The sequence below is a fragment of the Mesorhizobium sp. WSM4833 genome, from assembly GCF_055811095.1.
The window spans coordinates 26704-52646 of record NZ_JBVVQG010000007.1; the positions used below are offsets into that span (position 1 = coordinate 26704).

Here is a 25943-nt window from a genome sequence, read left to right on the forward strand (position 1 = left end):
GCGATCGCAAGATACGCCTTGCCGCGAGACGCCAATCGAAAGGCAGGGGTCCGGCTACGTCGGAGATGGCCATTGTCAGGCTTTGCTCCCCAGGCGATAGCGGGCGATGATCTCGTCCGTGTTGAGAATCTGCTGACCCCGCGCGAGGTCGAGATACAGATCGACAAAGGCCGCGAGATGCGGATTGTCCGGCCGCACGCCGACTGCGATCGTATCGACCTTGTCGGTCAGCGTGATGGAGCGCGCTACGACTGTCATCGACGGATCGTCGACCATCAGCTTCTTGATCTCGAAATCATCGCGATAGGCCATGTCGATCGTCCCGTTTCGGATCGCATCGATGATCAGATCCCAGCTTGCCAAGCGATGGATTTGCGCATGTGGGAAAGTCGTGGCCGCATAAGTGGCGAAGGAAGAGCCCTCGATCACGCCGAGATCGCCTGAGAAATCACGGACAATCTGTTCTGGCGGCTTGCCTTGCGCGATACGCGCCAGGTTGAGGCGGTTGGCGATCAGCCCTTGCCGCAGCATGGCGTAGGGGCGGGAATAGATGATCAACCGGCCGCGCTGAAGCGTCCTGCTGAGCTTGCCAATCGCCATGTCGGCCTGTCCGGAACTGACCTGTCTGACGATATCGTCGAACGTTGCGGCGGATCGGTCGAACACCGGCTCGACCCCAAGCGCCGCGGCGATGCCGTGGGCCAGTTCCATGTCTATGCCATTGTCCCCCGATCCGTCGGCCGGGAAGAACGGATTGGAAGCGAAGGCCGGCATTGCGATGCGCAAGGCATCGCCGCTCGCGATCGGCGTTGGGGCGTTCTCCGCCTGCTGTCCTGGAGTGTTGGCCGCCCGGGCTTGCGAGATCAGCAACCCGCCGCTCCCGGCCGCAAGCAGTGTACGACGTGTAACCGGCATACGCGTTCTCAATTAGACCGGGAAAGCCAGCAAGATGCACAACCGACGTTAAACAAACGTATATATTACACTGCGCTTTTTTATGTATTGGATAAGCAGCTCAGCGCCACAAAATATTAGTATCACCTAATGTAAAAGGAATGGCGGAAGGATCGCGTTACTTCCCGCCAGGCGATCAGTTGGCCCCTAGGCGATCAGCTGCACTGTCAAAACGTCTCTGCCCAGGGCCGCAGCTCAAGCTCCGAGCTCCAGGCGCTGCGATGCTGGCGATGGATTGTAAGATAGGCCTCGGCGATGGCGTCCGGCGATAGACGGCGGTCCGGCCGGTCGGCATCGGCCACCTGTCCGGGCGGCTCGATCTGGCCGTCGATGATGAAGTGGGCGACGTGGATGTTCTGCGGAGCGAGCTCGCGGGCCATGGACTGCGCCAGGCCGCGCAGGCCGAATTTCGGCATGGCGAAGCCGGCTGAGCCGGGAAATCCCTTCACACTGGCGGTGGCGCCGGTGAACAGGATCGATCCGGAACCCCGCGCCAGCAGCCGGCGTGCCGCCTGCTGGCCGACCAGGAAGCCGCCATAGGCGCCGACCAGCAATGCCTGTTTGACCGCTTCGGCATCGAGCTCGGCGATCGGTCCGCGGGTGCGCGCGCTGGCGTTGAACACTGCAAGCGCCAGCGGGCCGGCCTTGTCTGCGGTGTCGAACAGGCTGGCGACGGACGCAACGTCGGCAACATCCGTCTCGACGGCCAGCGCCCCGGTTTCGTCGGTCAGAGCGCTGAGCTTCTCGACATTGCGGGCGGCCAGAACCACGCGAAAGCCTTCCCGGGTGAGAAGGCGCGCAAGCGAGGCGCTCAGACCAGCGCCGGCGCCTGCAATGACGGCCACATCGGATGCCATGATTTTTCACTCCTTGCGGATTTCGGCGGAAGCGTTCGCCAGATCAGGCAAGGTCGCGCCTTCGGGGCTGACAGACAAGAGGTGGCATCTCGGCGGTTGTTGAGCCAGACGGCTGCAGAACCGACGTTGCGCGGTCCAGCATCGCCTGTGGCGCTACGAAGGCCGCTCGGCCTTCAGCACCGAGACCGCCACTTCGACAGTGGTAAGGCCTGGACCTTGCCCGCTAACCGGATTCATCCGACCGATATTTTGACGGTAGAATCGTCAGGCTTCGCAAAGCTTTCGGCGATCTCATCGATGGGGACTGGAGCATGGTCCCGAAAAGTGGGAAACGGTTTTCGGAAAAGATCATGCTCAACGAGGAAACGACTATGGAACCAATCTGGGCCGTCGGCCTGATGACCGGCACGGTGCTGGACGGCAACATCGACGTCGCGCTGATCAAGACCGATGGCGAGCAGATCGAGGATTTCGGCACCTATCGGTTGATGCCCTATCCCGCGTCGATCCGCTCGCTGCTGGAAGAGACGCTGACGGAGGCGCGGGCGTGGAATTTCGTCGGGCCGGAGCCGGCGATCTTCCGCACCGCGGAGGATGCCCTGACACGCGCGCAATCGGCGGCCGTCAAGGAGTTGGTCGAAGGCTATGGCAAGACGATGGCCGATATCGGCATCGTCGGTTTTCACGGCCAGACCGTTCTGCATCGTGCGCCGCAGGTTGGACGGCTGGGCCAGACCCGGCAGCTCGGCGACGGTGAGCTGATGCATGCCATACTGGGCACCAAGGTCGCATACGATTTCCGCTCGGCCGACATGCGCGCCGGGGGGCAAGGCGCGCCGCTGGCCGCGGTCTATCACACCGCGCTGATGCGCAGCGCCGGTGCCAATGGCGAGGTCGCCGTACTCAATCTCGGCGGCGTCGCCAACATCACCTGGTGGGACGGCGCTGACAATGTCGTCGCCTTCGACACCGGCCCCGCCAACGCGCCGCTCAACGATTTCATCAAGTCGAAGGGGCTCGGCGAGATGGACCGCGACGGCGCGCTTGGCCGGGCGGGAACGGTCGACGAGGCCCGGCTCGCCAAGCTGCTGCAGCACCCTTATCTGAGCAAAGCCTACCCGAAATCGCTGGATCGTTTCGACTTCGGTGCCGCGATGGCGGACGGCCTGAATGCAGAGGATGGTGCAGCCTTGCTCACCGCGTTCACCGCCGGCGCCGTCGGCAAGGCACTCGACCTCTTACCAAGCCGGCCTAAAAAGCTGGTGGTCAGCGGCGGAGGTCGCCATAATCCGACCATGATGGCGATGCTGGCCAGCCGCGCCGGCGTCGAGGTGGTGCAGGCCGAGAGCCTGGGCTGGAGCGGCGACGCGGTGGAGGCGGAATGCTTTGCCTTCCTCGCGGTTCGCGTGCTGCGCGGGCTGCCGATCAGTTTTCCGAGCACGACCGGCGCACCACGGCCGATGCAGGGCGGAAAACTCGCCGGTTAAGCCAGTTTCTTCTGCAGGAAGATGCGGCTGCGGCCGACGGGGGAGTCGGCAAGTGTTCCAAAGGGCTGATAACCCTGGCGCTGATAGACCTTGGCGGCATTCGGATTGAAGGTGTCGATCCAGGCGTTTTGACAGCCGCGCGCCACCGCTTCATGTTCGGCCGCGTCCAGCATCTTGCCGGCCATGTGCTGGCCACGCAGCCGCTCATCCACCCAGAGCCATTGCACATAAAGCCATCCCCAGGCGGTGTAGCCGGAAATGCCGGCGACGACCGCGCCGGCGTCGTCGCGCACGAACACCGCAAGCGCATGCCTTTCGGACGCGCCGACATCGCCGTCGTTGAACGCCGTCAGCCTTTCGCTGAGAAAAGTGAGGTCTTGCGGCGAGGGATTTGCCGTCGTTTCCAGTGTCGTGTTCATCGCTTTTCCGAGATGGGTTGCGTATCGGCATCGCCGCCATTGCGAAATTCGGACGCGGCAATGCCGTAGCGCTTGAGCTTGTCATAAAAGGTCTTACGCGGCACGCCGAGCGCGTCGATGGCGGCGCGCACGTCGCCGCCATGGTCGCGTAGCGCATCGCGGATCAGTTGCGCCTCATAGTGGCCGACCCGTTCGGGCAATGCTGCCGCAGGCTCCGGCGAATACGCGCGAACCGTTTTCATCTCCTCGTCCGGGCCGAGACCGAGCGCGACGCGATCGGCGAAATGGGCGAGCTCGCGCACATTGCCCGGCCAGTCATGCGACTGGAGATGATCGCTGACGGCTGCATTCACCTTGGCGACAGGCCGGCCAAACCGTTCGGCCGCCTTGCCGAGGAAATGCCCGAACAGCATCGGGATATCGCCGCGGCGTTCACGTAGCGGCGGAATGCGCAGCGTCACCACGTTGAGGCGAAAATACAGATCCTCGCGAAAATCGCCGCGCTGGTCCGGCCGCCCGAGATCGACCTTGGTCGCCGCGACGACCCTGAGATCGATGCGCCGGATCTCGTTCGAGCCAAGCGGCGTGAGGCTGCGCGTTTCGAGCACGCGCAGCAGCTTGACCTGGAGCGCAGGCGGCATGGATTCGATCTCGTCGAGAAACAGCGTACCGCCGCTCGAATGCTCGATGCTGCCGATCCGCCGCCGTTGCGCGCCGGTGAACGCGCCTGCCTCGTGGCCGAACAACTCGCTCTCTATGACCGTCTCCGGCAGTGCGCCGCAATTCAGCGCCACGAAGGGTTTTGCGCGCCGCCGCCCCCATCGGTGCAGGAGGTCCGCCACCACTTCCTTGCCGGTTCCCGTTTCTCCTTCCACCAGCACATCGACATCCATGTCGGCGATCTGGCGCAAGGTCTCGCGCAACCGTTTGATGGCAGGCGCCTCGCCGATCAGCGGCAGGCCGTCGGCGGCCAGTGCCGCGGCTTCGCGCAGCCGCCGGTTTTCCATCACCAGCCGCCGCTTCTCACTCGCCCGTTTCAGCGCCTCGACAAGGCGTTCTCCGGCATAGGGTTTCGGAATGAAATCGTAAACGCCGTCCTTGAGCGCGGCCACAGCGAGATCGACGTCGCCATGCCCGGTAACCAGGATCACCGGTATATCCGCGTCGATCGCTTTGATGCGATCGAACAGCTGCAGACCATTCATGCCTGGCATGCGGATATCGCTGACGACGACGCCCTCGAAATTCCTGTCGACGACGGCAAGTGCTGCCTCGGCGGCGTCGAGTGCGACCACCGTGAAGCCGGCAAGCTCGAGCAATTGCGTGGTGGCGTGAAGGAGGTCCGCATCGTCGTCGACGAGCGCGACCAGCCCTGATCCGTCTGTCATTCAATTCGCCTCAAATCGATGGTGAAGGATGCGCCGCTGCCATTGCCGGGATCGAGCCGCAGCGTGCCGCCCAATTCCTGGGCGATCTCCTGCGAGATCACCAGCCCCAGGCCAAGCCCCTTCTCCTTGGTGGTCTGGAACGGCATGAACAGATTGCCGGCCGCCTCCGGACCAAGGCCGGGTCCATTGTCGCGCACCGAAATCAGCACTCGATCACCGCGCTCGGCGAGTTCGATCTCGATGCGCGGATCGGGCTGGTCCTTCATCGCGTCCAATGCATTTTGCAAAAGATTGACCAGGATCTGCTCCAGCCGGATGCGGCTCGCCATGACCACCGGCGAGGCATTGCCGCGCGGCCTGACGATGGTGACGCCGGAATCGCGTATGCGGCCTGACAGCAGCGACAGCGCGCCGTCGATCGCCTCGCGCACCGGCAGCGGCGAAGCGGCGACGCCCGGCCGGCGGGCGAAAGTGCGCAAGGTGCCGGTGATCGCGCCGATGCGTTCGGTCATCGAAACGATCGATGTCAGATTGCCGCTGGCCGATCCGGTCTTGCCGCTGTCCAGAAAACGACCTGCATTCTCGGCATAGGTGCGGATGGCGGCGACCGGCTGGTTGATCTCATGCGCCACGCCGGCGGCGATCTGGCCGAGGATGGAAAGCCGGTTGGCCTGGGCGAGATCGTCGCGCAGTCGGCGGACCTTGGCTTCGGCATTCTCGCGCTCGGCGATTTCGCCGGCAAGTGCGGTGTTGGAGCGCGTCAGCTCGGCCGTTCGCGTGCTGACCCGGCTTTCGAGCTCGGCATTCATGCGCGCCAGCGCTTCCTGCCGCAGCCTGCGCGTTCGCCGACGCCGGGTCAGCACGTAGGCAATCAAGCCTAGAAGCAGCAAGCCCAGGAGCGTGGTCAGGCGCGCCGTATTGGCGGCCGAGGAGAGAGCAGCGTCGGCGGGCGTCAGCAGCCACAGACGCCAGCCTGGGACTGCACCGGGCAAATCCTGCACCACCTCGACGAACTGGCGTGGTTTTCCGGCGTTGTCGATCGTCGCCAGGCCATCGCCGGCGCTGCGTCTGAACGGCAGCGGCTCGAAGGCAGCATCGGCCAATTGCAGTTGCTCATGGGCGGCGGCCACGTCCTCGGCCGACAGTGGTGCCAGCGCACGAAACCGCCAGTCGGGCTGGCTGGTGGCCAGCACGACGCCTCGTTCATCGGTGACAAAGACAAGGAAACCGCTGGAACGCCAATTTGCCTCGACGCCGTCGAGCTCGACCTTCAACACTGCAACGCCAAGCGGCTTGCCGTTATCGTCGACGCGGCTCGAAAGGTAGAGTCCCGGCCGTCCGCTGATCGTGCCGAGGCCATATTGGCTGGCAGCACCTTTCGCCATCGCCTCCTGAAAATAGTGCCGGAAATTATAGTCGATGCCGACAAAGCTGGTCGGTTCGCCGGCATTGCTGGCTGATATGGCGATGCCTGCCGTATCGATGACATAGATGGCGGAGGCCGAGGCATCGCCGGCAATCGCCTTGAGCTTGTCGTTGAGGGCCGCTTCTTGCATCTTCCCGGCCCGGCGCAGCGCGCCCCGCACAGCATCGTCGCGGGCCAGCACCAAGGGAACCAGGCGCTGCTTTTCGATTTCGCCGGTCAGCGTTCCCGCCGCCAGCGGCAGAGCGGCAAGTGCTGTGTCGCGCAGATTGTCGGCCGCCTGGCCGGAGGCGATGCGCCCGGCGATGGCGATCGCGCCGGCCAGGAAAGCCAGGGCTGCGACCACGACAAGCCAGCGGCCATCGCGCAGCCGGGCCACCGCCTCGCGCAGCAACTCACGGCCGGCAAACCCTTGGGATTCGCTATCGGTGCCTGCCTGCGGCGTCTGCCCTCTCCCTTTTCTTCGCGGCTTTCCGGTCAGTGTAATGCGAAAATCCGCCCAGGCAAACGCCACTTGTGCGGAAATCCGCACAAGTATTGTCCGCGCGACCTCTGACAAAGGCGGAAATCCGCGATTCCGGCCTTTCCCCGATCTGGCACGACGCTTGCAAAACTGTTTTCAGCGGCGTGCGACCGGAGCGCCGCGATGGGAGAAGTCACGCAGGCGATCCGTTTTCGCCCATCCGGCCAGGGAGAGTTCGATGCACATCGCAGACCAATCAGGCGCGCTTGCCGCGCAGCGCAAGCCTTTCTATGCCCAACTCTACGTGCAGGTGCTCGTCGCGATCACCGTCGGCATCCTGCTCGGCCATTTCTATCCGTCGGTCGGCGAGAGCATGAAGCCGCTCGGCGACGCCTTCATCAAGCTGGTCAAGATGATCATCGCCCCGGTCATCTTCCTGACCGTGACAACGGGCATTGCCGGCATGAGCGACCTGCAGAAGGTCGGGCGTGTTGCCGGCAAGGCGATGCTCTATTTCCTCACCTTTTCGACGTTGGCGCTGATCATCGGCCTTGTCGTCGCCAATGTCGTGCAGCCGGGCGCCGGCTTCAACATCGACCCGGCGACGCTCGACGCCTCGACCGTCAACACCTACGCCGCCAAGGCGCACGATCAGTCGGTCACCGGGTTCCTGATGAACATCATCCCGTCGACCATCGTCGGCGCCTTCGCCGACGGCGACATCCTGCAGGTGCTGTTCTTCTCGGTGCTGTTCGGCATCGCGCTGGCGCTGGTCGGCGACAAGGGCATGCCCGTGCTCAACTTCCTGCAGGCACTGACGACGCCGATCTTCAAGCTGGTCAGCGTGCTGATGAAGGCCGCCCCCATCGGTGCCTTCGGCGCCATGGCCTTCACCATCGGCAAATACGGCATCGGCGCGGTCATCAATCTCGCCATGCTGGTCGGCACCTTTTACGTGACGTCGTTCCTGTTCGTGTTCATCGTGCTGGGTGCGGTCTGCCGCTACAACGGATTCTCCATCCTGTCGCTGATCCGCTACATCAAGGAAGAGCTGCTTTTGGTGCTGGGCACCTCCTCGTCGGAGGCCGCCCTGCCCTCGCTGATGGAAAAGATGGAGAAGGCCGGCGCCAAGCGCTCGGTGGTCGGTCTGGTCATACCGACCGGCTATTCCTTCAACCTCGACGGCACCAACATCTACATGACCTTGGCGGCGCTGTTCATCGCACAGGCGACCAACATCCACCTGTCGATGGGTGACCAGATCCTGCTGCTGCTGGTGGCCATGCTCTCGTCCAAGGGTGCCGCCGGCATCACCGGAGCGGGCTTCATCACCCTTGCCGCCACGCTGTCGGTGGTTCCGGCGGTGCCGGTCGCCGGTATGGCGCTGATCCTCGGCGTCGACCGCTTCATGTCGGAATGCCGGGCGCTGACCAACTTCGTTGGCAATGCCGTCGCCACGCTGGTGGTGGCGCGCTGGGAAGGCGAACTCGACGAGGCCAAGCTGGCGAGGGCGCTGGCGGGCACGGCTGATGACAGCCTGCCGGCGGATGTCGTCCCCGCCGAGTAACCACGCGTGGCTTATGCGTAAAAGGCCGGAGGCATGCTGCCTCCGGCCTTTGTCATGCAGTCGCACGTCAGACGGTGCCGATCTTGCTCAGTGGTGTGTCCGGATATGTGCTTGGGCCGACAGGCATGCGGGCTGCCAAAGTGCCCTCGTCGTCGAACAGCACAAGGCTGGCGGCGCCGACGAGCCCGGCATGGCGGCCGAGCTGTGCTGGAACGACCGGTACGTCGCGATAGGCGCGCATGGCCCGCTGCCTGATGGTTGCCTCGATGGTCGGCGCCATCAGGTCGAGCCCATTGGCGATGCCGCCGCCGACGACCAGCACATCGGGCGAATAGAGATGTAACAGGTTGGTGAAGCCGACGCCCAGCCAGCGGGCTTCCTCGTCCAGCAAGGCCGAGGCAAGATCGTCGCGCAGCCGTGCCGCCTCGACGACATGGCGGCCGGTCACCTCCGCATCCGCTGACAGGCGCCGCAAGGCAGAGCCGTCGCCGGCCGCCGTGGCGGCGCTGGCGCGGCGGCCGAGCGCGGTTCCCGAAGCGATGGCCTCGAAGCAGCCGATGACGCCGCACACGCAACGCTCGCCCTCATTGGTGATGGTCATGTGACCGATCTCGGCGGCAAGGCCACGGCGGCCATGCAGGATGCGCCCATCGACGACGACACCGCCGCCGATGCCGGTCGACACCGTGACAAAGACCAGCGAGCGAGCGCCATGGCCGGCGCCGAAGCGCCATTCGCCGAGCGCCGCGGCATTGGCGTCGTTCTCCAGACGGACCGGCAGGCCGAGCCGCCGCTCGAGGATGTCGGCAAGCGGCACATCCAGCCAGCCGGTGAGTGTCGGCGGGCCGACGGCGATGCCGGCCAGCGGATCAAGCGGTCCCGGCGCACCGACACCGACGCCGACGACCGACAGTGCCGGGGCTTCGGCATGGACGGTCGCCGCCAGCGCCTCGATCTGGCCGATCACCACGTCTGGACCGGCCTGCGCCCGCGTCGGCACCGCTGCGAATGCCAGGATCTTGCCCTCACGGTCGACCAGGGCGGCGCGAAGCTCCGTCCCGCCAAGATCGATCGCAAGGGCGGCTTCCGTTGTCATGCCGCGACCTTCAAGCCGTGCAGCCAGCCGATGCGGCCGGCGAGGTCCTTGTCACCGAAGGCGAGCGAACCGAGAACCGCGGTTTCGGCCCCGGCGGCACGCAGCAACGGCACGGTCTCGTGGCGGATGCCGCCGTCGGCGGCCAGAACCACTTGCGCCTCACGGCCGGCCTTTCTCAGGATAGCGCGGGTAGCGCCCAGCCTGTCGCAGGCCTTGTCCGACAGGCTCTGTCCCTTGACGCCGATTGTGGTTCCAAGAAGCGTTACGAAGGCGACTTCAGGGACGAAGGCCGTCACCGCTTCCACAGGCGTCTCCAGCCTGAGCACGACGCCCGCCTCGGCGCCGAGCTCCCGCGCCAGCCGCACGGCGCGCAATCCCGCCTCGCCATTCTCGGCATGGACGCTGATCATGTCGGCGCCGGCTTCGATGAACTGGCGCGTCTGCGCCTCGACGATTGCTTCATCGACCATCAGGTGGACATGGATCGGCTTGGCCGTCAGCCCGGCGATGCGGGCGACGAGGTCGGGGAAGAACAGGAAGGACGGGGCGAAATGACCGTCCGCCACATCGATATGATGAAGATCGACATAGGGTTCGATGCGCTTCAAGTCGTTCTCGAAATTGGCAAGATTGGCAGACCAGAGCGAGAATTCGGCGATCATGCGATCGCGTGGCAGTTCGGCGATGGCGGCCGGGCCGGAGAGAGATTTCGAGATCATGATTGGTCCTGCTTGTCAAAATTTGTGTTGAGAAAGCTGCCGATGGCGGCGCGGATTTCGGCGAAATGGCGCTCCTTGTCGGTGGCCTTCGGCGTCACCTCGACAAAGGCGGCATTGGGGATGGTGTCTGCAAGGCTGCGCGCGGTGGCCAGCGGATGGACGAGATCGATGCCGCTGCCGATGACGAGTGTCGGGAGCGCGAGGCCGGCGGCCGCTGCCCGCGTCACGCCGGGCCCATCGTTTGCGATCGCTCGCATCACCTCGGCGAAAACATTCGCATTGGCGCGCGCGAAAAAGCCGAGCAGGGAAGCAAGATTGTCCGGCGCCTCGATGCGAAAGCGAGCCGCCGTGGCGGAGGCCGCAAACGCATCGCGCGCGTCATCCAGCGGACGGCCGCGGATGAGCTCCGCCACTTCCACGTAAGGGCGCATGTTTTGCGATGCCGCGTCGAAAGCCCAGGCAGGGCGAACAAGCACGAGACCTGTGACCCTATCCGGGTGCCGGGCCGCAAGCCGCAAGGCGATTGCCGCGCCCATCGAGATGCCGCCGGCGACGAAACGGTCGAGGCCGGCGGCATCGGCGGCAGCCAACACGTCGTCGGCGAACATCTCGATCGAAAAAGGACGCTTGCTGCCGGCGCCGGAGCCGCCCTGAGCGCGACATTCGACGGTCAGTCGGCGGTATGAAGGACCATCGGGAAAGTTCTGCGCCACTTGTGCCGCATCACCGCCGAGGCCGTGCTGGAAGACGACGGGAGGCCTGCCCTGCCCCGTGTCGAAGACACGAAGCGATGCATCGTCGCGAAGCAGGATCGCCGGCGCGGCGCCCATCAGAGGAGTACCCGCAGAAAGGCTGCGACGCCGGGGGCTTCATCGGCGGACAGCCCGTGGGTGACGAGCGATCCGTCGAAGCCCGCTGCCTTCAGCCGTGAAACAAAATGCGGAAAATCGACGATGCCTTGTCCGGCGGTGGCAAAGCGGCCGTCACCAGAGCGATCCTTGGCGTGCGCCATGGCGATATGGCCGGCAGCCTCGTCGATCGCGGCGGCGACGATGGCGCGCGCTTCGTGTGGCGTCGCGTGCTCGAACAGGTTCGCCGGATCGAGCACGATCTTCAGATGCTTCGATCCCATTTCGGCGATCAGCCTGGTCGCGTCCCTGGCCGAGGTAACGATGTTGGCCTGCTCGGGCTCGATGCCGAGATCAACGCCGGCGTCTTCGGCAACCGCCAGCGCTTTCTCCATCTCGGCGGCCATGTCGGACCAGGCCGCCGGGGTGCTATTGTCGGGATGATACGCCCATTGATCGGCGGCATTGCGCGAGCCGGTGCAGAGCGTGACCAGCGGAATGTCGAGGGCAGCAGCAGCATTGATGATGGCCGCGAGACGCCTGAGGCCACCGTCGCGGACGACCTTGTCGGGATGCGCCATGTTGTAGGTGCCCGACAGTGCGGCGAGTGCAACCCCGGTCGATTGTGCTGCGGCGCGGATGGAAGTGACTGCTTCCGCCGGCACGACATCCGGCATCGACGGCAGGCCGGCGCAGGCGAGATTGAACTGCGTCGTCTCATAGCCAGCCTGCTTAACCGCCGTCAGCACGGCAGCCGGCTCTGTGCCGGCAAATGTCTTGGCGAAAATGCCGAGACGCATCAGACCGCACCCGAAACCGAGGCGAGCTCGACCCGCTCGCCGGTCTCGACCGAGCGGGCAATCGCGACCATGGCGCGGATCGAGGCGATGCCGTCCTCGACATTGGCGCCGCGCATCGGCGTGCCGTTCAGGACTGTATCCGCTAGGCCTTCCAGTTGGCGGCGGAAGAAATGACCGTCGGCGCCGAGCGGCTTGTGGGCGGTGGCGGTCTTCTCGTAAAAGATCTCGACCTCGCTGGCGCGGAAGTACCAGGGGTTGAATGTCCTGGCGATGACGGAACCGTTCTCGCCATAGAGCTGAAAACCTTCGTGCCAGTCCATGCGCACGGCGACGGTAAGATCGAGATGCCCGAGCGCGCCGCTGGCGAACTCGGTCTCGACGAACCAGCAATAGGCGCCGAATTTCTCATTGAGGCGGGCGCGCACGGCAACGATATCGCCGCACAGGAAACGCGCCGTGTCGACGAGATGCGAGCCGTGCGCCAGCATGAAATATTGCCTGAGATCAGCCTTGGGATTGCCGGTCGGCTTCTTCGCCAGCTTGCTGGTGACCGGCAGCGGCTGAATGGCATCGGTGTTGGTGTAGCGATGGGTGGAATCGCAGTACCAGGCCTTAAGCGCCAGCACCTCGCCCATTTCATCGCGGACGAAGTCGCGCGCCGCCTCCAGTGCCGGGTCGAAGCGCTTCATGTGACCGACTTGCAGGACCTTGCCCGAGCGCCTGACCGCCAGCGCCAGTGCCTCGCCTTCCTCCACCGAGGTGCCGATCGGCTTTTCGCACAGGACATGCTTTCCCGCATCGAGCGCCTTGATCGACATCGGCACGTGATAGGCGTCCGACGTGGCGACGATCACCGCTTCCAGTTCGGGATCGGCGAGCATGGCGTCGTAGTCGGCATACATCTTTTGCGGCTCGTAGGTGGCGCCCATGCGGGCGAGCAGATCGGGTGCCGCGTCGCAGATGGCGTAGAGGTCGGCATTCCCAGCCTTCACGCAGGATTGCAGATGCGCGAACTGCGCGATGGGGCCGCAGCCGAGCACACCGACCCTGAGGCGTCTGTCCTGTTTCTTGATCATCGTCTCGTTCTTCAGGCGCCCAAGCTGCGCATTGTCTGGCGGTTGGTCTTGACCGCGCCGGCGGGATCGGCGGCGGCCGTTTCGGATTCCTCCTCCAGCACCAGCCAGCCGTTGAAGCGCGGTGCGGTGTTGGCGATCTCGATCACCGCCGGCGTGTCGCAGACGCCCTTGCCGAGCATGGCCCAGCTGCCGTTGGCATCGACGTCCTTGAGGTGGATGTAGCGGATGCGGTCGCGGTAGGTGCGCAGCGTATCGGACATGTCCTTGTGGCCGCGCAGTATATGGCCGGTATCCGGTACCCAGCCGACCAGGTCGGGGTCGAGCAAGGCAAAGATCGCGTCGTAATCGGCGCGGTCGAACAGCAGCGTGTTGTGGTGCGAGCTTGGATGCACCGCGACCTGAACACCGTCCCTGCGGCCAAGCTCGCCGGCCTGGTTGTAGACCTCGGCCGCGATGGCGAACTTCTCGTCGCGCGGCCCGTCGGACACCACCGTCGCCGAGCCCATCGAGACCAGCGCGCCCGGGAACGCAGCCGCGAAGCCGATCCAGCGTTTGGCGGTCTCGAGATCGTCGCCGATCTTCTCCTTCAGCGTAAAGCCACTGTTCGAGCCAAAGGCGAAAGAAACCAGCGTCAGCCCCCACGCCTTCAGCGCGGCGGCGAACTCCTCCGGCTTGTCGCCATAATGTCCGATCATGGTGTCGGTGATCTCGATGCCGGCATAGCCACCGTCAGAGATCGCCCTCAGCAGATCGTCGGGGCCGCCGGTGAACCGGTCTCCCAGCATTTCCCAGGTGAAGGTCTGGCAGCCGACTTTGAGGTCTTTCACGTTCATCCTTTCAATCCTTGATACCGCTTATTGATTGATGCCACCCTGCGTCGCCGTGGGATGAACATCCTACTTGACCGAGCCCGCGGTCATGCCGGCGAGGAAGTACCTCTGGGCAACGAGGTAGATGAGCAAGAGCGGTAGCGAGCCGAGCACGCTCATCGCCATCATCTGGTTCCATTCGAAGGCGTGCTGCCCCATCAACAGCTGGATGCCGATCGGGACGGTTCGCATGGACGTCGATTTCGTCAGCGTCAGCGCAAAGAGAAATTCGTTCCAGCACAACAGGAAGGTGTAGACCGACGTCGCCACGATACCAGGCAGTGAAATCGGGACAATCACCCGCCAAAGCGCGGTCCAGCTGCTGCCGCCGTCGACAGCCACGGCTTCATCGAGATCGCGGGGCAAGGTGTTCAGATATCCCGTCATCAGCAGGATCGCGTAGGGCAGCGTAAACACCAGGTAGGTCAGGATCAGTGCGACGTAGGTGTCGAAGATACCGTATGAGACGACAAGCCCGAAGAAGGGGATCAAAAGTGTGATCGGCGGAATCGTCTGCGTGCTGATGATGATTGTGTTCAGGCTGCCCTTGCCGCGGAAGTTGAAGCGGCTGAACCCGTAGGCCGCCAGCAAGGCGATCAGCACCGTCAGCACGGTCACCGCTCCCGCCACGAAATAGCTGTTGAAGAAGAAGCGCAGCTTTACCGGGTCGCCAAGAATGGCTGCATACGCTTCCAGCGTGAACGCCTTTGGCAGGATGGTTGGCGGCAGGGCAAAGATTTCGGTATTCGATTTGAACGAGCTGCTCAGCATCCAGTAGATCGGGAATGCCGCGAAAAAGAGCCCCGCTGCAAGCGCTACATGGAGCGCCACGGTGATCAGCCTGTCTTTCGGCGTATGCCTTTTCCTCATGGTGATTACCGAGCCTTTTGATAGCGAATATAGAACAGCGTCAGGCCGAGAGAGATCAGCAGGATGACCACGGCGCTGGCCGAAGCCTGCGACAGGTTGTAGCTCGAAAATGCCAGCTTGTACGTGTAGGTGCTGAGGACCTCGGTCGAGTAGATCGGGCCACCGCCCGTCGTTATCCAGATTAGCGGGAAGACCTGCATGGTCCAGATGAAGTCGAGCAGCGAGATGCTGATGATGATCGGCATCAGCTGCGGAATGGTGATGAAGATCAGCTTCTGGTAGGCTTTCGCCCCGTCGATATCGGCGGCCTCGTAGAAATCCTTGGGAATGCCCTGCAAACCCGCGAGCAAACTGACCATGAAGAGCGGGTAGCCCGCCCAGATATTGGCAAAAGTGACTGCATGCAGCGCGGTCTCAGGCGAGGAAAACCATTCGACCTTGGAACCGATGATGCCGATTTGCATGAGAATACTGTTCACGACACCGTTCGGCTCAAGCAGGAGGCGCCAGATCACGGCGATGATCACCGCGGTGAACAGCCAGGGCAGTATGTAGAGCACACGCAGAATATTGCGCAGCGTCGGATTGATGCGGTCGCTGTTCAGCATGAGCGCGAAGACCATGCCGATGGTCATGTGGAAAATGACACTCATGCATGTGAAGTAGAGCGTGTGCCACAGCGAAGCCCAGAACACAGGGTCGTCGAAGATCGCCTGGTAGTGCTTCAGTCCGGCAAAGGATGGGTCACGACGCAGCACCGCGCTGTTCTGGAACGAGTAGGCAATCACCGTCACCATCGGCAGCAGCATCAGGAGCCCGATTATGAGCAGCGCGGGCGACAGATAGAGGTAGGGTGCGACCGCTCGTTTGAGCTTGTGGTGGGAGCGCTTTTGCCGGGTCATGTGCCAACCTTGGGATACGCCTTCAAGGGAAGGTAAGCTTTCAAAAACAAGTCCACTCAGAATGCCGATCCGTTGTTGCCGGGTGGCCTGCCCGAAGTCAGGTCACCCGGTCGAAGACAGCAAACGGGAACAGCCCGATCAGAATTTCGCCATCCAGCCCTTCTGAGCGGCGGCGGCTGCTTGTTCCGGAGACTGCTCGCCGGCGAGCATCTTCTGGGCTTGCACGTCGAACTGGGTCATCAGGTCTTCAGCCACCGGCAGGCCCGTGAACTCATTGGCGAGATGACCGGTCTTGAAGATTTCAAAAGCCTTGCCGAAAGCCTTGTCCGAGGTCACGAAATCGGGCTTGGCGTTGACGTTGCCCGGGAAGGCGTTTGCAAGCGACACGAGCTTGGCGTTGACCTTTTCACTCATCAGATACTGGACGAGTTTCCAGGCCTCTTCCTGATGTTTCGAAGCCGCAGAGATGCCGATGCCCCAGGAGGCATAGGGAAGGCCGCGCTTGCCGGTATAGTTTTCCACGACAGGGACCGGGATGAGGTCGAAGTTCAGCTTGGGATTGCGCTTGCGGATGAGGTTCACATGCGCGAGCGAGTCGATCATCATCCCGACGCGGTTGTTGACGAACTCCTCGACCTTTTCCTGCTCGGTCTTGGTGGCGATGCCGGGCGAGATGGTGCCGGCGTCATTGAGTGATTTGACGAAAGTGAGCATATCCACCACCGGTTTGCCCTCAAGGTCCGGCTTGCCGCTCGCCATCATCGACTGGCCCGAAGCCCAAACCCACGACATCATGTCGTTCTGGACGCCGGATGGCGTTTGCAGCGACAGGGGCAGCACCCAGCCATACTGGTTCTGGTCGGCGTGCGTCATCTTCTTGGCGGCTTCGAGAAACTCCGCACGGGTCGACGGCAGCTTGGTCACGCCCGCCTTGGCGGCGAGGTCCAAATTCACGAAGACCGGATAGACGAACGAAGCCACGGGAAACATCACGGCCTTGCCGTCCACCTTGATGATATCCGCGACCTGGCTCTTGTCGAAACCGCTCGCATCCATCATCGGATTCATGTCGGCGAGTGCGCCCTGCGCATTCAGATTGTTCACCCAGGCGCCGTCGAGACCGACGACGTCGCTGAGCGTTCCGGTTGCAGCACCAACCGAGATCTGGTCTCGCGTGGTGGCGTAGGGGCCGCTGACCAGCGTCACCTTGATTCCGGGGTTTGCCGCCTCGAACTCATCCATGATTGACCTGAGCGAGCCAGCCGGCAATTCGGGCTCCCACCATTGGGTGAATTCCAGCGTCGTATCCGCCATGGCGCCGGTTGCGCCAAGCAACCATGCGGCCGCGGCTATTTTCAGCATCGCGGGTTTAATACGAAACGTCATTTTCTCCTCCTTCTTTATATTCGCCCGCACAATGCGGCCGATCGTCTGATTATTCAGAAGTCTTCTTACGCAGGCGCCTCACCCTCGCCCGCGGGTCTCATCGCTGATATTCAGATTGCCAGATGCGTCTCGGGGTCGAAGAAATGGAGCTTGGCATCATCCAGGGCCAAGCTGATTTCCGAGCCGGAGCGGACTGTGCTGACCGGTTCGAATTTCGCCACCGCATTCGACGCCAGGCCGAAATCCTGCACCGCGTCAGGGTCGCCGGAGTCCACCCGGACCGCATCGATGTTGAGATGGACGATTTGTTCGGATCCGAGTTCTTCGATCGAGGTCACCTTTGCCGGAATCGTCTGATACTTGCGGCCCGATTCGAGACTGCTGTCATAGAGATCCTCCGGTCGTATCCCGAACACGACCTTGCGCCCCGCATACGACCTCAAGCCCGGCCTGCGCACGAAGGCTGCATCCTGCAGCCGGATGGCCAAGGCGCCGGACATCAGTTCGTCGCCCGTCAGGGTTGCCTCGAAAAGATTCATCGAAGGAGACCCGATGAAGCCGGCAACGAAAGCGTTCACCGGCGATTCATAGAGCCTCTTGGGTGCGTCGACCTGCTGCAGCACGCCGCCTTTCAACACCGCGACCCTGTCGCCCATCGTCATGGCTTCGGTTTGGTCGTGGGTCACATATATGGTCGTTACGCCGAGCTGCTTTTGCAGACTGGTGATTTCGGCGCGCATTTGAACACGCAGTTTCGCGTCCAGATTGGAAAGGGGTTCGTCCATGAGAAAGGCTGCCGGCTCGCGCACCATGGCGCGGCCCATGGCAACCCTTTGACGCTGTCCGCCTGAAAGGTTCGCGGGTTTGCTGTCCAGCAGAGACGTCAGTTGAAGGGTTTTGGCGATCTCGTCCACGCGCTTTTTGCGCTCGGCCTTCGGCTTGCCTGCCAGCCGCATCGAAAAGCCGATGTTTTCGAACACGGTCATATGCGGGTAGAGAGCGTAGCTCTGGAAGACCATCGCGATGTCGCGGTCCTTGGGCGGCATGTCGACGACGTCGACCCCGCCGATCCGGAGGCTGCCGCTGGTGACGTCCTCCAATCCCGCGATCATCCGCAACGCGGTGGATTTGCCACAGCCGGACGGCCCCACGAGAATCAAGAACTCGCCGTCCTTGACCGACAGGTTCAATTGGTCGATTGCGTGAAAATTGTTCCCGTATGTCTTGCAGATATTCTCAAGAACGACTTCTGCCATATTCCTCCCTCCACAAGCCTAAGCCATTGATTTTTATGATTGTCCTCGGCTTACGTTCACCTGCGAAATTTTCCTCGGATAGTTCAGGCTATGTTCCGGTATCAAGCCGCGCATATTTCAGTTCGACTGCCGACGGCGCGTTCGTCGATGCCAGGAGTTCCTTGACCTGGTCGTCGGTCGGAAGCGCCTCGCGCCCGCCCCGCCCCGTTATCGAAAGGGCCGCCGCCGCGGCCGCGAATGCGACCCGGCCTGCGGTGTCGGCCCCGCGCGTCAATGCAAGGGCATAGGCGCCATGAAAGCAGTCACCGGCGCCGGTCGAGTCGACGACGGCAACCCGGTGCGGAGGCAGGTGCCAGAGCCCTGTCTCGTCGCGTCCGCGATAGAAGACGCCTCTGCCGCCATCCGTCAGAACCACGGCGGACCGCGACGGCAACCACAATGCATCGAGTATCTCGGCCGGAGCCTGGCGGCCGGTGGCGGTCCGCGCAAAGCCGAGCGGAAGAATGAGATGGTCGCAGAGCCCGATCAGTCTCTCGGTGGCCGGGCCGTGGCTCCATTCGACATCGCCGAGGATCGCAAGGCCGAGATCGCGAGCCCGAGCCACGACATCCAGCGACCCGATCCCGTAACTGTCGACGATCAGGACAGTCGCGCGGCTGAGAACCTCGTCCGGAAAGTCCGGCGCGGTGCCCAGCATCGCTTCGTCGTCATACGCGATGAACCGCTCCCCATCCGAACCGACGGTGATCCGCGAGCGCACCGGGCGCGCGTGCGGGTGGCGCGGCGCGAACGCGGTTTCAACGCCGCTCGCAACGAGATCGCACAACACGGCGTCGTCGGCGGCACTGCCCAGCCATCCGACGAACCCGGCGCTTCCGCCGAGCCGCGCGACGGCGGCAAGTGCCGTCGCGACGTTTCCGCCGAAAGCTCGGGCACTTTGCAAAACCTTCCCCTTGCCCGCCGACAACGGCTGATCGACATAGACGATGTCGTCGATCGCAATAGCTCCGAAGCCGAGGATTGAAGGGACGGCGGGCATCGTTCAGGCACCCGCCTTCGCCAAGGCGTCTTGCGCCGAAAGGCCGTCATGGATGACGCCCCGAAAGGCGATCGCTGCCTTTTCCGGATCGCCGTGCCCCCAGAGATTGCGGCCCACCACGGCACCGCGCGCGCCTGCACGGATGGCGTCCGCCGTCTGCTGAAGGGCGCCGAGCAGCGTGTCGGTCTTCGGACCTCCGGCGATCACAACCGGCACCGGGCAGGTCCGAACGGTCTCTCGAAACGACTCGAAATCGCCCGTGTAACCGATCTTGATCACATCGACGCCGGACTCGTAGCCGATGCGTGCCGCATAGGCGATCTCGTCGGGGGTGAAGACGATTTTTGCCCCGTCGGTGAAATCGCGAGGGTAGATATGCGCTACCACCGGCATGCCGTAACGAGCCGCCGCGTTCACCGAATCGGTCAGCCAGCGTATGTATTTTCCCTCGGTCGCGCCGCGCACCGGAATGGCCACGGCCAACGCATCGGCGCCGGCGCGCACCGCATCCTCGGGCGTTGCAATCAGTTCACTGATGCGATCGTCTGGGGTGAAGCAGCCGGCCTGGATCACCAGGGAAGCCTTGCCCGCATATTGCGGCCACAGATGGCGCGCGGTGCCAGGCTGGATGCTGACGTAGTCGGGTTTGCCTACCATGACGCGTGCAAGCGCACCCGGCAGGTCGGCAAGACCTCCTTTGCGCACGTCGCCATAGCCGACAAAGTGGTCGACCGCGCCGCCAAAAAGATTCCCCGATGGATGTGAGAAGAGGCGCGCCAAGCGCACCTTGGTTCCGAGGCTCATGAGTCCAAAACTCTCCAATTGATTGATTTCAAAATCCTGGACCCAGTGTTTGCGAAAGAAATAACAAATGCAATCTTTCGAAAGCTTTCGAATTCGCCTATTTTCGGTAGAGTGAACCGAGGCCAGGGCGATCGCTTGGCGCATGGAGGCAAGGACAGGCCAATGTTGTCAGAGCAGAGACGCCAATCGATCCTGGGTGAAGTGCAACGCAGCGGACAGGTTCGCATCAAGGACCTGTCAGACGATTTTGGCGTGTCGGAAGTCACGGTGCGCTCCGACCTCGAGATACTGGATCGCAAGGGACTGCTGACCAAGACCCGCGGAGGCGCGGTGACCCGGACCACGGATTCGACCACGGCCGCGTTCGCCCGGCGGATGCAAACCAACCTCGATGCAAAGAAACGCATCGCCCGGGCAGCGATAGACCTGTTCGAGGACAACCAATCGGTCATCTTCGATGGCGGCTCGACATTGATGCAGGTTGCCATGCTGTTACCGCCGCTCAGCAATGTCGTGGTCGCGGCCACGGCGATGAACATCGTGCAGCATCTGATGCATCGGCCCGGGCTCGACGTTCACATGATCGGCGGCCGGGTCTATCCGGACACGGTAAGCACGCTGATCACCGATGCCGACACGGCTCTCGGCGGCTTGGTAGCGCATCAGGTCTTTGTTGGAGCGCATGCGATTGACTCGTCACTGGATGTGGTCGACGTGAACGAAGACATGGCGCGAACCAAGCGAAACCTCGTGCGCATGGCCCGGCGCGTTGTCCTCCTTGCGGATTCGAGCAAATGGGGCGTCAGCGGAACCTCCAAGGCCTTTTCGCTGTCGAGCGTCGATGTCGTGATCACCGACGATGGCCTGTCCGGCCCAATACGCAGCCAGCTTGATAGGACAGGGGCCAAGGTGATCTATGCCTGACCCCGTCGAGGTCCCTGGCCGCGGCGGAAATATCCGATGCGCGCATGACCCACGGCATCCGCATCGGCGGTCGGCCGTTTTTTCATGTCGGTCATTTTCTCCTCCCATGACTGGCAGCCTCCCGATATCGCGCCAGCATTTTCGCATGTTGTATAAAAATTTTACGCGCGTCAATATTTAATATGTTGTATAGCCCTTTGCGAAGGCGATCCGTTACTTCTGGGCGGATTCGGCAGACGGTGACCGCGTTGGGAGGTACGATCGAGAATGCACGGGATATCAACGACGAAACTCGGGATCGGCGTCATCGGATGCGGCAATATCTCGATGACCTATCTGCGCAATGCCGCTCTCTTCGGCGGCATCGAGTTGCGCGCCTGCGCCGATATCTCGGCCGACATGACGGCGCTGCGGGCGAAGGAATATGGCATACGGGCACTCGGCGTCGATGCACTGCTGGCCGACCCCGAGATCGATCTCGTCCTCAACCTGACCATTCCGGCGGCGCATTTCGACATTTCGTTTGCCGCCCTTTCGGCCGGCAAGCACGTCTTCACCGAAAAGCCGCTCGCCACCTCGGCCGCCGATGGACGGCGCCTGGTCGACGAGGCGCGGTCGCGCGGGCTGCTGCTCGGCTCGGCGCCCGACACCTTCCTTGGTGCAGCCGGACGCCGCGCCCGCCGGCTGATGGATGACGGCGCCATCGGCCGCCCGGTCACCGGCACCGCCTTCATGATGGGCCGCGGCATGGAGCACTGGCACCCCAACCCGCAGTTCTACTACCAGCCAGGCGGTGGCCCGGTGTTCGACATGGGCCCCTACTATCTGACCATGCTGGTCAATCTGCTCGGCCCGGTCGAACGCGTCATGGCGATGGCGACGCGCGGCCAGGAGGAGCGGCTGATCACTGCCGAAGGGCCATTCAAGAACACCACATTCAAGGTCGGCACGCCGACCAATGTGCTGTCGCTGCTGGAGTTCCGCTCCGGCGCAACCGTCACCTTCGGCGCCTCGTGGGATGTCTTTCGCCACTCCAACCATCCGATCGAACTGCACGGCACGGAAGGCTCGCTGCGCCTGCCCGACCCCGACACGTTCGGCGGCACCGTGTCGCTGTCGAAACGCGGCACCGACTGGAGGGATTTCGCCAGCGAAGGCGAACTCTATGGCGCCCGCAACTGGCCTTATGCGGCGCCCGATCGCGCCAATTACCGCATGCTCGGCGTCGCCGATCTGGTGCGCTCGCTTCAGACCGGCAACACGCCGCGCGCCTCCGGCAATCTGGCGTTGCATGTACTGGAGATCATGGACGCTATCCTGCGCTCCGGTGAAACACAGGGCTCGGTCGCCATCGCGGGCGATGTCGTCCAGCCGGCCCTGCTGACCGAGGAAGAGGCGAGCGATCTGCTGGCCTGAGGGTATGATCATGACGCTCGATCCGGATGCGCTGCGCGTCCTCGACATGGCTCGTGCAGCCGGCGGCAAGCCATTCGAGACCGGCAGCGTGGCGGCGGCGCGAGCTGCCTACAACGCCTCGTTCCCGACGCTGCAAGGTGAGCATGAGCCGGTCGCGACGACCTTTGAACAGCAGATCGACGGGCCGAACGGCCCCATCACTGTCCGCATCCATCGCGGCATCGACGCACTGCCGAGCGGGGCGCCGGCGCTGCTCTATCTGCATGGCGGCGGCTGGGTCATCGGCAATCTCGATTCACATGACGAGATCTGCCGCCTGATGGCCAATCTCGGCAACGCCGTCATTGTCTGCCCCGACTATCGCCTGGCCCCGGAGCACAAATTTCCCGCCGGGCTCGAGGATTGCCTGGCGACACTTCGCTTCATGGCCGAGAATGCCGTCGACCTGGGCATCGACAAGGTGCGCATTGGTGTTGCCGGCGACAGCGCCGGCGGCAATCTTGCCGCAGTGCTGGCGCTGCTCGCACGCGATGGGCTCGCTCCACCACTTGCGACGCAGATCCTGATCTATCCCAACACCGACGCGCGGCAGACATCGGACAGCTACCGGCGTTTCGGCGACGGCTTCGGCCTTACCGCGACGACCATGGCATGGTTCCGCGACTATTATGTGCGAACGCCCGACGATATCATGGACTGGCGCGTCTCGCCCTTGCTGGCGCCTGATCTTGCCGGCGTCGCGCCAGCATTCGTGGCGCTTGCCGGCTGTGACATCCTGGCCGACGAAGGGGCAGCCTATGCGGCGCGCCTGCAAGCCGCGGGCGTGCCTGTGATCCTGCGGCAATGGCCGGGCCAGATCCATGGCTTCGTCTCGATGGGACGCCATATTCCCGCCGCCCGGCAAGCGGTGGTCGAGGGGGTGACGGCCTGGCGCCACTTCGAGGGATCGACGTCGACCGGTTAGGCCGACTGACGCATCACCAGGGTGGCACCGAGCTTGACGGTGCGCGCCATGCCCTGCTTCGGCGGATCGGCCTCGTCCAGCAGGGCCAGCAGGATCTCGACGCTGCGGCCGGCCATGGCGGTGAAATCCTGCGCCATGGTGGTCAGCGCCGGACAGGTGTAGCGGCTCAGCGGATGGTCGTCGTGGGCGGCAACGCGCAGATCGCAATCGGGCCTGCGGCCGACCTTCAGGCCGCGCGAGTACGCGGCCGCCATCACGCCAAAGGCGAGACGATCGTTGGCGCACAGGATGGTGCGGCCAGGCAAGGTCCCGGCCTCCAGCATTTTTTCCGTCTGCTCGTAGCCGATGCGTTCGAAGTCCCAGGTGTAGTCGCGCGCGGCCTCGATGACGGCCGGCTTGAAGCCGGCGGTCTCCATCGCGACGATGTAGCTCTCCTGGCGTTCGCCGGAGTTGTGGTTGACATGTGGGATGTCGAGATAGACCGGCGGTTCGCCCGAGCGACAGAGATAGTCGACGATGGTCGACACGCTCTGCCGGTTGTCGTTGCCGACGAACGGCGTATCGCCCTCGATATAGGTGTCGAAATAGACGATCGGAATGTCCTGCCCCAGCTTGTCGAAGACGCTGCGGTCGGAGGCAAGGCCGAGCGGGGCGATGATCGCGCCGGCCACCTTCAGCGACAGCAGCGTCCTGACCGACTCCGCCTCCAGCTTCGGCGAGCCATGCGAGGAGATGACGATCGGCCAGTAGCCTTCGTCGCGGCAGCGAAATTCGATGCGGCTCACCATCTCGGCGTAGAAAGGATCGGTGATCGTCGGCACGACGATGCCGATGTTGCGGGTGCGCTTGCGGTTGAGGTTGCGGGCGAAAAGGTTCGGCTGATAGTCCGAGGAACGCAGGGCGGCTTCGATTCGCGCCCGCGTCGCCGGCTTCACGCTCGCCGGATCGTCGAAATATTTGGACAGCGTCGGGCGCGACACGCCGCATGCCTGGGCGAAGTCGTCCATCGTGCGGTGCGTCTTCTCCGCCATCGATATGTTCCTGATCCCCTGCCAACGATCGACCCCGCCCACAGTCATGCGGCCGTTGACCGGATGCGACAATGCTTGACGGAACTTATTCAGTCAATTTTCACAGTTCCCATTAGAATGCGAAAATATTCCATGCGTCAAATTATTTGTTAACGCTTTAAACCTGATGGCGTCATGGACGTCATCGTCAGTTCGACGAAGGGCTGCAGAAGCTTGCCGCTCAGCCCTCGGCTACGGGCCTGCTTGCCAAATGTCGCCATGCCGCCCATACACGGCTTGGAAATCACCCCACCCGTTCGCCCCCACCTGCCAGGGATACCGTCCAATGTCCGTGACGCCGTGGTCAAAGCCGTGACGGATCACTCCACGCCATCGCTTGCCGGCCTGGGCTGGACCGAATTTTTCGGCGACCAACTCAAGCCCGGCGAAGCCAATCTTGTCCCGACGCGGATCGCCACCGTCCACCGCGATCGCCTGACCGGCCTGTCCCAGGCAGGGCCGATCGATCTGACGCTGGCGGCGCAGGCGAACACCGGTGACTATGCCGTCGGCGACTGGGTGCTGGTCGATGGGCATGAACACCTTGTGAAGCGCCGCCTGACCCGCAAGACGGTGCTGGAACGCCGCACTCAGGGCGGCGGCAGGGTGCCGCAGCTTGCCGCGGCCAATGTCGACACGCTGTTCATCGTCACCTCGTGCAATGCCGACTTCAATCCCGCCCGGCTCGAGCGCTATCTGGCGCTGGCCAACGAGGCCGGAACGACGCCGGTGATCCTGCTGACCAAGGCCGATACCGCTGAAGACGCCGAGACCTACCAGAAGCAAGCTGCGGCGTTGCAGCGTGGATTGCCGGTGGTGATGCTGAACCCCCGCACATCGGATGCGGCAACCGTCCTGGCTGCCTGGTGCGGTGTCGGCCAGACGGTGGCGCTGATCGGCTCCTCCGGCGTCGGCAAATCGACGCTGGTCAACACGCTGGCCGGATCGGCGCAGCAATCGCCGCAACAGACCGGGGGCATCCGCGAGCACGATTCCAAGGGACGCCACACCACCACGTCGCGATCGCTGCATTCCATCGCCGGCGGTGGCTGGGTGATCGACACGCCGGGCATGCGGACGCTGCAGGTCAGCGATGTCGGCTACGGCATCGACACGCTGTTTGCCGAAATCACCGAGCTTGCACCGCTCTGCAAGTTCCGCGACTGCACGCATGTGCACGAGCCGGGTTGCGCGGTTCAGGCTGCCTTGAAGGCGGGGACGCTCGACCCGGAGCGCCTTGCCCGCTGGCGAAAACTGTCCGACGAGAACCAGAACAACACGCCGGTCCAGAGCGGGCCTCGCGGAGCCAAGACTTCCGGCGGTCGCGGAAAGAGGCGCTGAACGGC

General features: G+C 63.4%; 24 protein-coding genes. 6 read left to right on the plus strand and 18 right to left on the minus strand.

Features of this window, described 5'->3' with window-relative positions:
• Positions 1–75: 75 nt before the first annotated feature.
• Positions 76–915, minus strand: a complete 840-nt coding sequence (locus AC0L2D_RS15400; protein ID WP_473541458.1) for a substrate-binding periplasmic protein — start codon at positions 913–915, stop codon at positions 76–78.
• Positions 916–1121: 206 nt separating this feature from the next.
• Positions 1122–1811, minus strand: a complete 690-nt coding sequence (locus tag AC0L2D_RS15405) for an SDR family NAD(P)-dependent oxidoreductase (RefSeq protein WP_473541459.1) — start codon at positions 1809–1811, stop codon at positions 1122–1124.
• A gap of 371 nt (positions 1812–2182) precedes the next feature.
• Between AC0L2D_RS15405 and AC0L2D_RS15410 the strand changes: the two genes are divergently transcribed.
• Positions 2183–3298, plus strand: coding sequence for an anhydro-N-acetylmuramic acid kinase (locus AC0L2D_RS15410; protein WP_473541460.1), 1116 nt, complete (start codon positions 2183–2185; stop codon positions 3296–3298).
• Here the strand turns inward: AC0L2D_RS15410 and AC0L2D_RS15415 are convergent.
• Genes AC0L2D_RS15415 through AC0L2D_RS15425 form a run of 3 tightly spaced genes read right to left on the minus strand, consistent with a single transcriptional unit; the run spans position 3295 to position 7060 of the window.
• Positions 3295–3717: a GNAT family N-acetyltransferase gene (locus AC0L2D_RS15415; RefSeq protein ID WP_473541461.1), complete on the minus strand. Its 423-nt coding sequence runs from the start codon at positions 3715–3717 to the stop codon at positions 3295–3297. The genes AC0L2D_RS15410 and AC0L2D_RS15415 overlap by 4 nt on opposite strands.
• Positions 3714–5105, minus strand: coding sequence for a sigma-54-dependent transcriptional regulator (locus AC0L2D_RS15420; protein WP_013532937.1), 1392 nt, complete (start codon positions 5103–5105; stop codon positions 3714–3716). Before AC0L2D_RS15420 ends, AC0L2D_RS15415 begins: the two co-directional genes overlap by 4 nt.
• Positions 5102–7060 (minus strand): sensor histidine kinase, encoded by a 1959-nt coding sequence (locus tag AC0L2D_RS15425; RefSeq protein WP_473541462.1) that lies wholly within the window; start codon positions 7058–7060, stop codon positions 5102–5104. Before AC0L2D_RS15425 ends, AC0L2D_RS15420 begins: the two co-directional genes overlap by 4 nt.
• 169 nt (positions 7061–7229) lie before the next feature.
• On the opposite strand from AC0L2D_RS15425, the gene AC0L2D_RS15430 reads away from it, so the two are divergent.
• Entirely contained in the window at positions 7230–8558 is a 1329-nt protein-coding gene (locus AC0L2D_RS15430) for a dicarboxylate/amino acid:cation symporter (RefSeq protein ID WP_063167594.1), read from the plus strand.
• A 67-nt stretch (positions 8559–8625) separates the two neighbouring features.
• On the opposite strand, the gene AC0L2D_RS15435 is transcribed toward AC0L2D_RS15430, so the two are convergent.
• The 12 genes from AC0L2D_RS15435 to AC0L2D_RS15490 form a co-directional block, all read right to left on the minus strand.
• Positions 8626–9654 (minus strand): ROK family protein, encoded by a 1029-nt coding sequence (locus AC0L2D_RS15435; protein ID WP_473541463.1) that lies wholly within the window; start codon positions 9652–9654, stop codon positions 8626–8628.
• Entirely contained in the window at positions 9651–10373 is a 723-nt protein-coding gene (locus AC0L2D_RS15440) for a ribulose-phosphate 3-epimerase (protein WP_473541464.1), read from the minus strand. The genes AC0L2D_RS15435 and AC0L2D_RS15440 overlap by 4 nt, the downstream gene beginning before the upstream one ends.
• A complete protein-coding gene (locus AC0L2D_RS15445) occupies positions 10370–11203 on the minus strand; it encodes an alpha/beta fold hydrolase (RefSeq protein WP_063167593.1) in 834 nt (277 codons plus the stop codon). The genes AC0L2D_RS15440 and AC0L2D_RS15445 overlap by 4 nt, the downstream gene beginning before the upstream one ends.
• Positions 11203–12021, minus strand: coding sequence for a sugar phosphate isomerase/epimerase family protein (locus tag AC0L2D_RS15450; RefSeq protein ID WP_473541465.1), 819 nt, complete (start codon positions 12019–12021; stop codon positions 11203–11205). The genes AC0L2D_RS15445 and AC0L2D_RS15450 overlap by 1 nt, the downstream gene beginning before the upstream one ends.
• Entirely contained in the window at positions 12021–13097 is a 1077-nt protein-coding gene (locus AC0L2D_RS15455; RefSeq protein ID WP_473541466.1) for a Gfo/Idh/MocA family protein, read from the minus strand. The genes AC0L2D_RS15450 and AC0L2D_RS15455 overlap by 1 nt, the downstream gene beginning before the upstream one ends.
• A gap of 11 nt (positions 13098–13108) precedes the next feature.
• Positions 13109–13930 (minus strand): sugar phosphate isomerase/epimerase family protein, encoded by an 822-nt coding sequence (locus AC0L2D_RS15460; RefSeq protein ID WP_473541467.1) that lies wholly within the window; start codon positions 13928–13930, stop codon positions 13109–13111.
• Positions 13931–13993: 63 nt separating this feature from the next.
• Positions 13994–14836 carry a carbohydrate ABC transporter permease gene (locus tag AC0L2D_RS15465; RefSeq protein WP_013532946.1) on the minus strand — a complete coding sequence of 281 codons (843 nt, stop codon included), beginning with the start codon at positions 14834–14836 and terminating at the stop codon, positions 13994–13996.
• Positions 14837–14841: 5 nt separating this feature from the next.
• Positions 14842–15738: a carbohydrate ABC transporter permease gene (locus AC0L2D_RS15470; protein ID WP_337122668.1), complete on the minus strand. Its 897-nt coding sequence runs from the start codon at positions 15736–15738 to the stop codon at positions 14842–14844.
• 138 nt (positions 15739–15876) lie between these two features.
• The gene (locus AC0L2D_RS15475; protein ID WP_064995072.1) at positions 15877–17124 is read right to left on the minus strand and encodes an ABC transporter substrate-binding protein; all 1248 of its coding nucleotides are present in this window, start codon (positions 17122–17124) and stop codon (positions 15877–15879) included.
• A gap of 110 nt (positions 17125–17234) precedes the next feature.
• Positions 17235–18380: an ABC transporter ATP-binding protein gene (locus AC0L2D_RS15480; RefSeq protein ID WP_063167588.1), complete on the minus strand. Its 1146-nt coding sequence runs from the start codon at positions 18378–18380 to the stop codon at positions 17235–17237.
• Between the two features lie 88 nt (positions 18381–18468).
• Entirely contained in the window at positions 18469–19419 is a 951-nt protein-coding gene (locus AC0L2D_RS15485; protein WP_024502558.1) for a PfkB family carbohydrate kinase, read from the minus strand.
• A gap of 3 nt (positions 19420–19422) precedes the next feature.
• Positions 19423–20223: a beta/alpha barrel domain-containing protein gene (locus tag AC0L2D_RS15490; RefSeq protein ID WP_023756676.1), complete on the minus strand. Its 801-nt coding sequence runs from the start codon at positions 20221–20223 to the stop codon at positions 19423–19425.
• Positions 20224–20385: 162 nt separating this feature from the next.
• Between AC0L2D_RS15490 and AC0L2D_RS15495 the strand changes: the two genes are divergently transcribed.
• The 3 genes from AC0L2D_RS15495 (at position 20386) to AC0L2D_RS15505 (ending at position 23527) form a co-directional block, all read left to right on the plus strand.
• The gene (locus AC0L2D_RS15495) at positions 20386–21147 is read left to right on the plus strand and encodes a DeoR/GlpR family DNA-binding transcription regulator (protein ID WP_013532952.1); all 762 of its coding nucleotides are present in this window, start codon (positions 20386–20388) and stop codon (positions 21145–21147) included.
• A gap of 267 nt (positions 21148–21414) precedes the next feature.
• On the plus strand, positions 21415–22563 hold the full coding sequence (locus tag AC0L2D_RS15500; RefSeq protein WP_024502557.1) for a Gfo/Idh/MocA family protein: 1149 nt from the start codon (positions 21415–21417) through the stop codon (positions 22561–22563).
• 10 nt (positions 22564–22573) lie between these two features.
• Positions 22574–23527, plus strand: a complete 954-nt coding sequence (locus tag AC0L2D_RS15505; RefSeq protein WP_473541468.1) for an alpha/beta hydrolase — start codon at positions 22574–22576, stop codon at positions 23525–23527.
• On the opposite strand, the gene AC0L2D_RS15510 is transcribed toward AC0L2D_RS15505, so the two are convergent.
• Complete coding sequence (locus tag AC0L2D_RS15510) at positions 23524–24558, minus strand: LacI family DNA-binding transcriptional regulator (protein ID WP_063173610.1); 1035 nt, start codon at positions 24556–24558, stop codon at positions 23524–23526. The genes AC0L2D_RS15505 and AC0L2D_RS15510 overlap by 4 nt on opposite strands.
• A 339-nt stretch (positions 24559–24897) precedes the next feature.
• On the opposite strand from AC0L2D_RS15510, the gene rsgA reads away from it, so the two are divergent.
• Positions 24898–25938, plus strand: a complete 1041-nt coding sequence (gene rsgA, locus AC0L2D_RS15515) for a ribosome small subunit-dependent GTPase A (protein ID WP_473541469.1) — start codon at positions 24898–24900, stop codon at positions 25936–25938.
• Positions 25939–25943 lie beyond the last annotated feature (5 nt).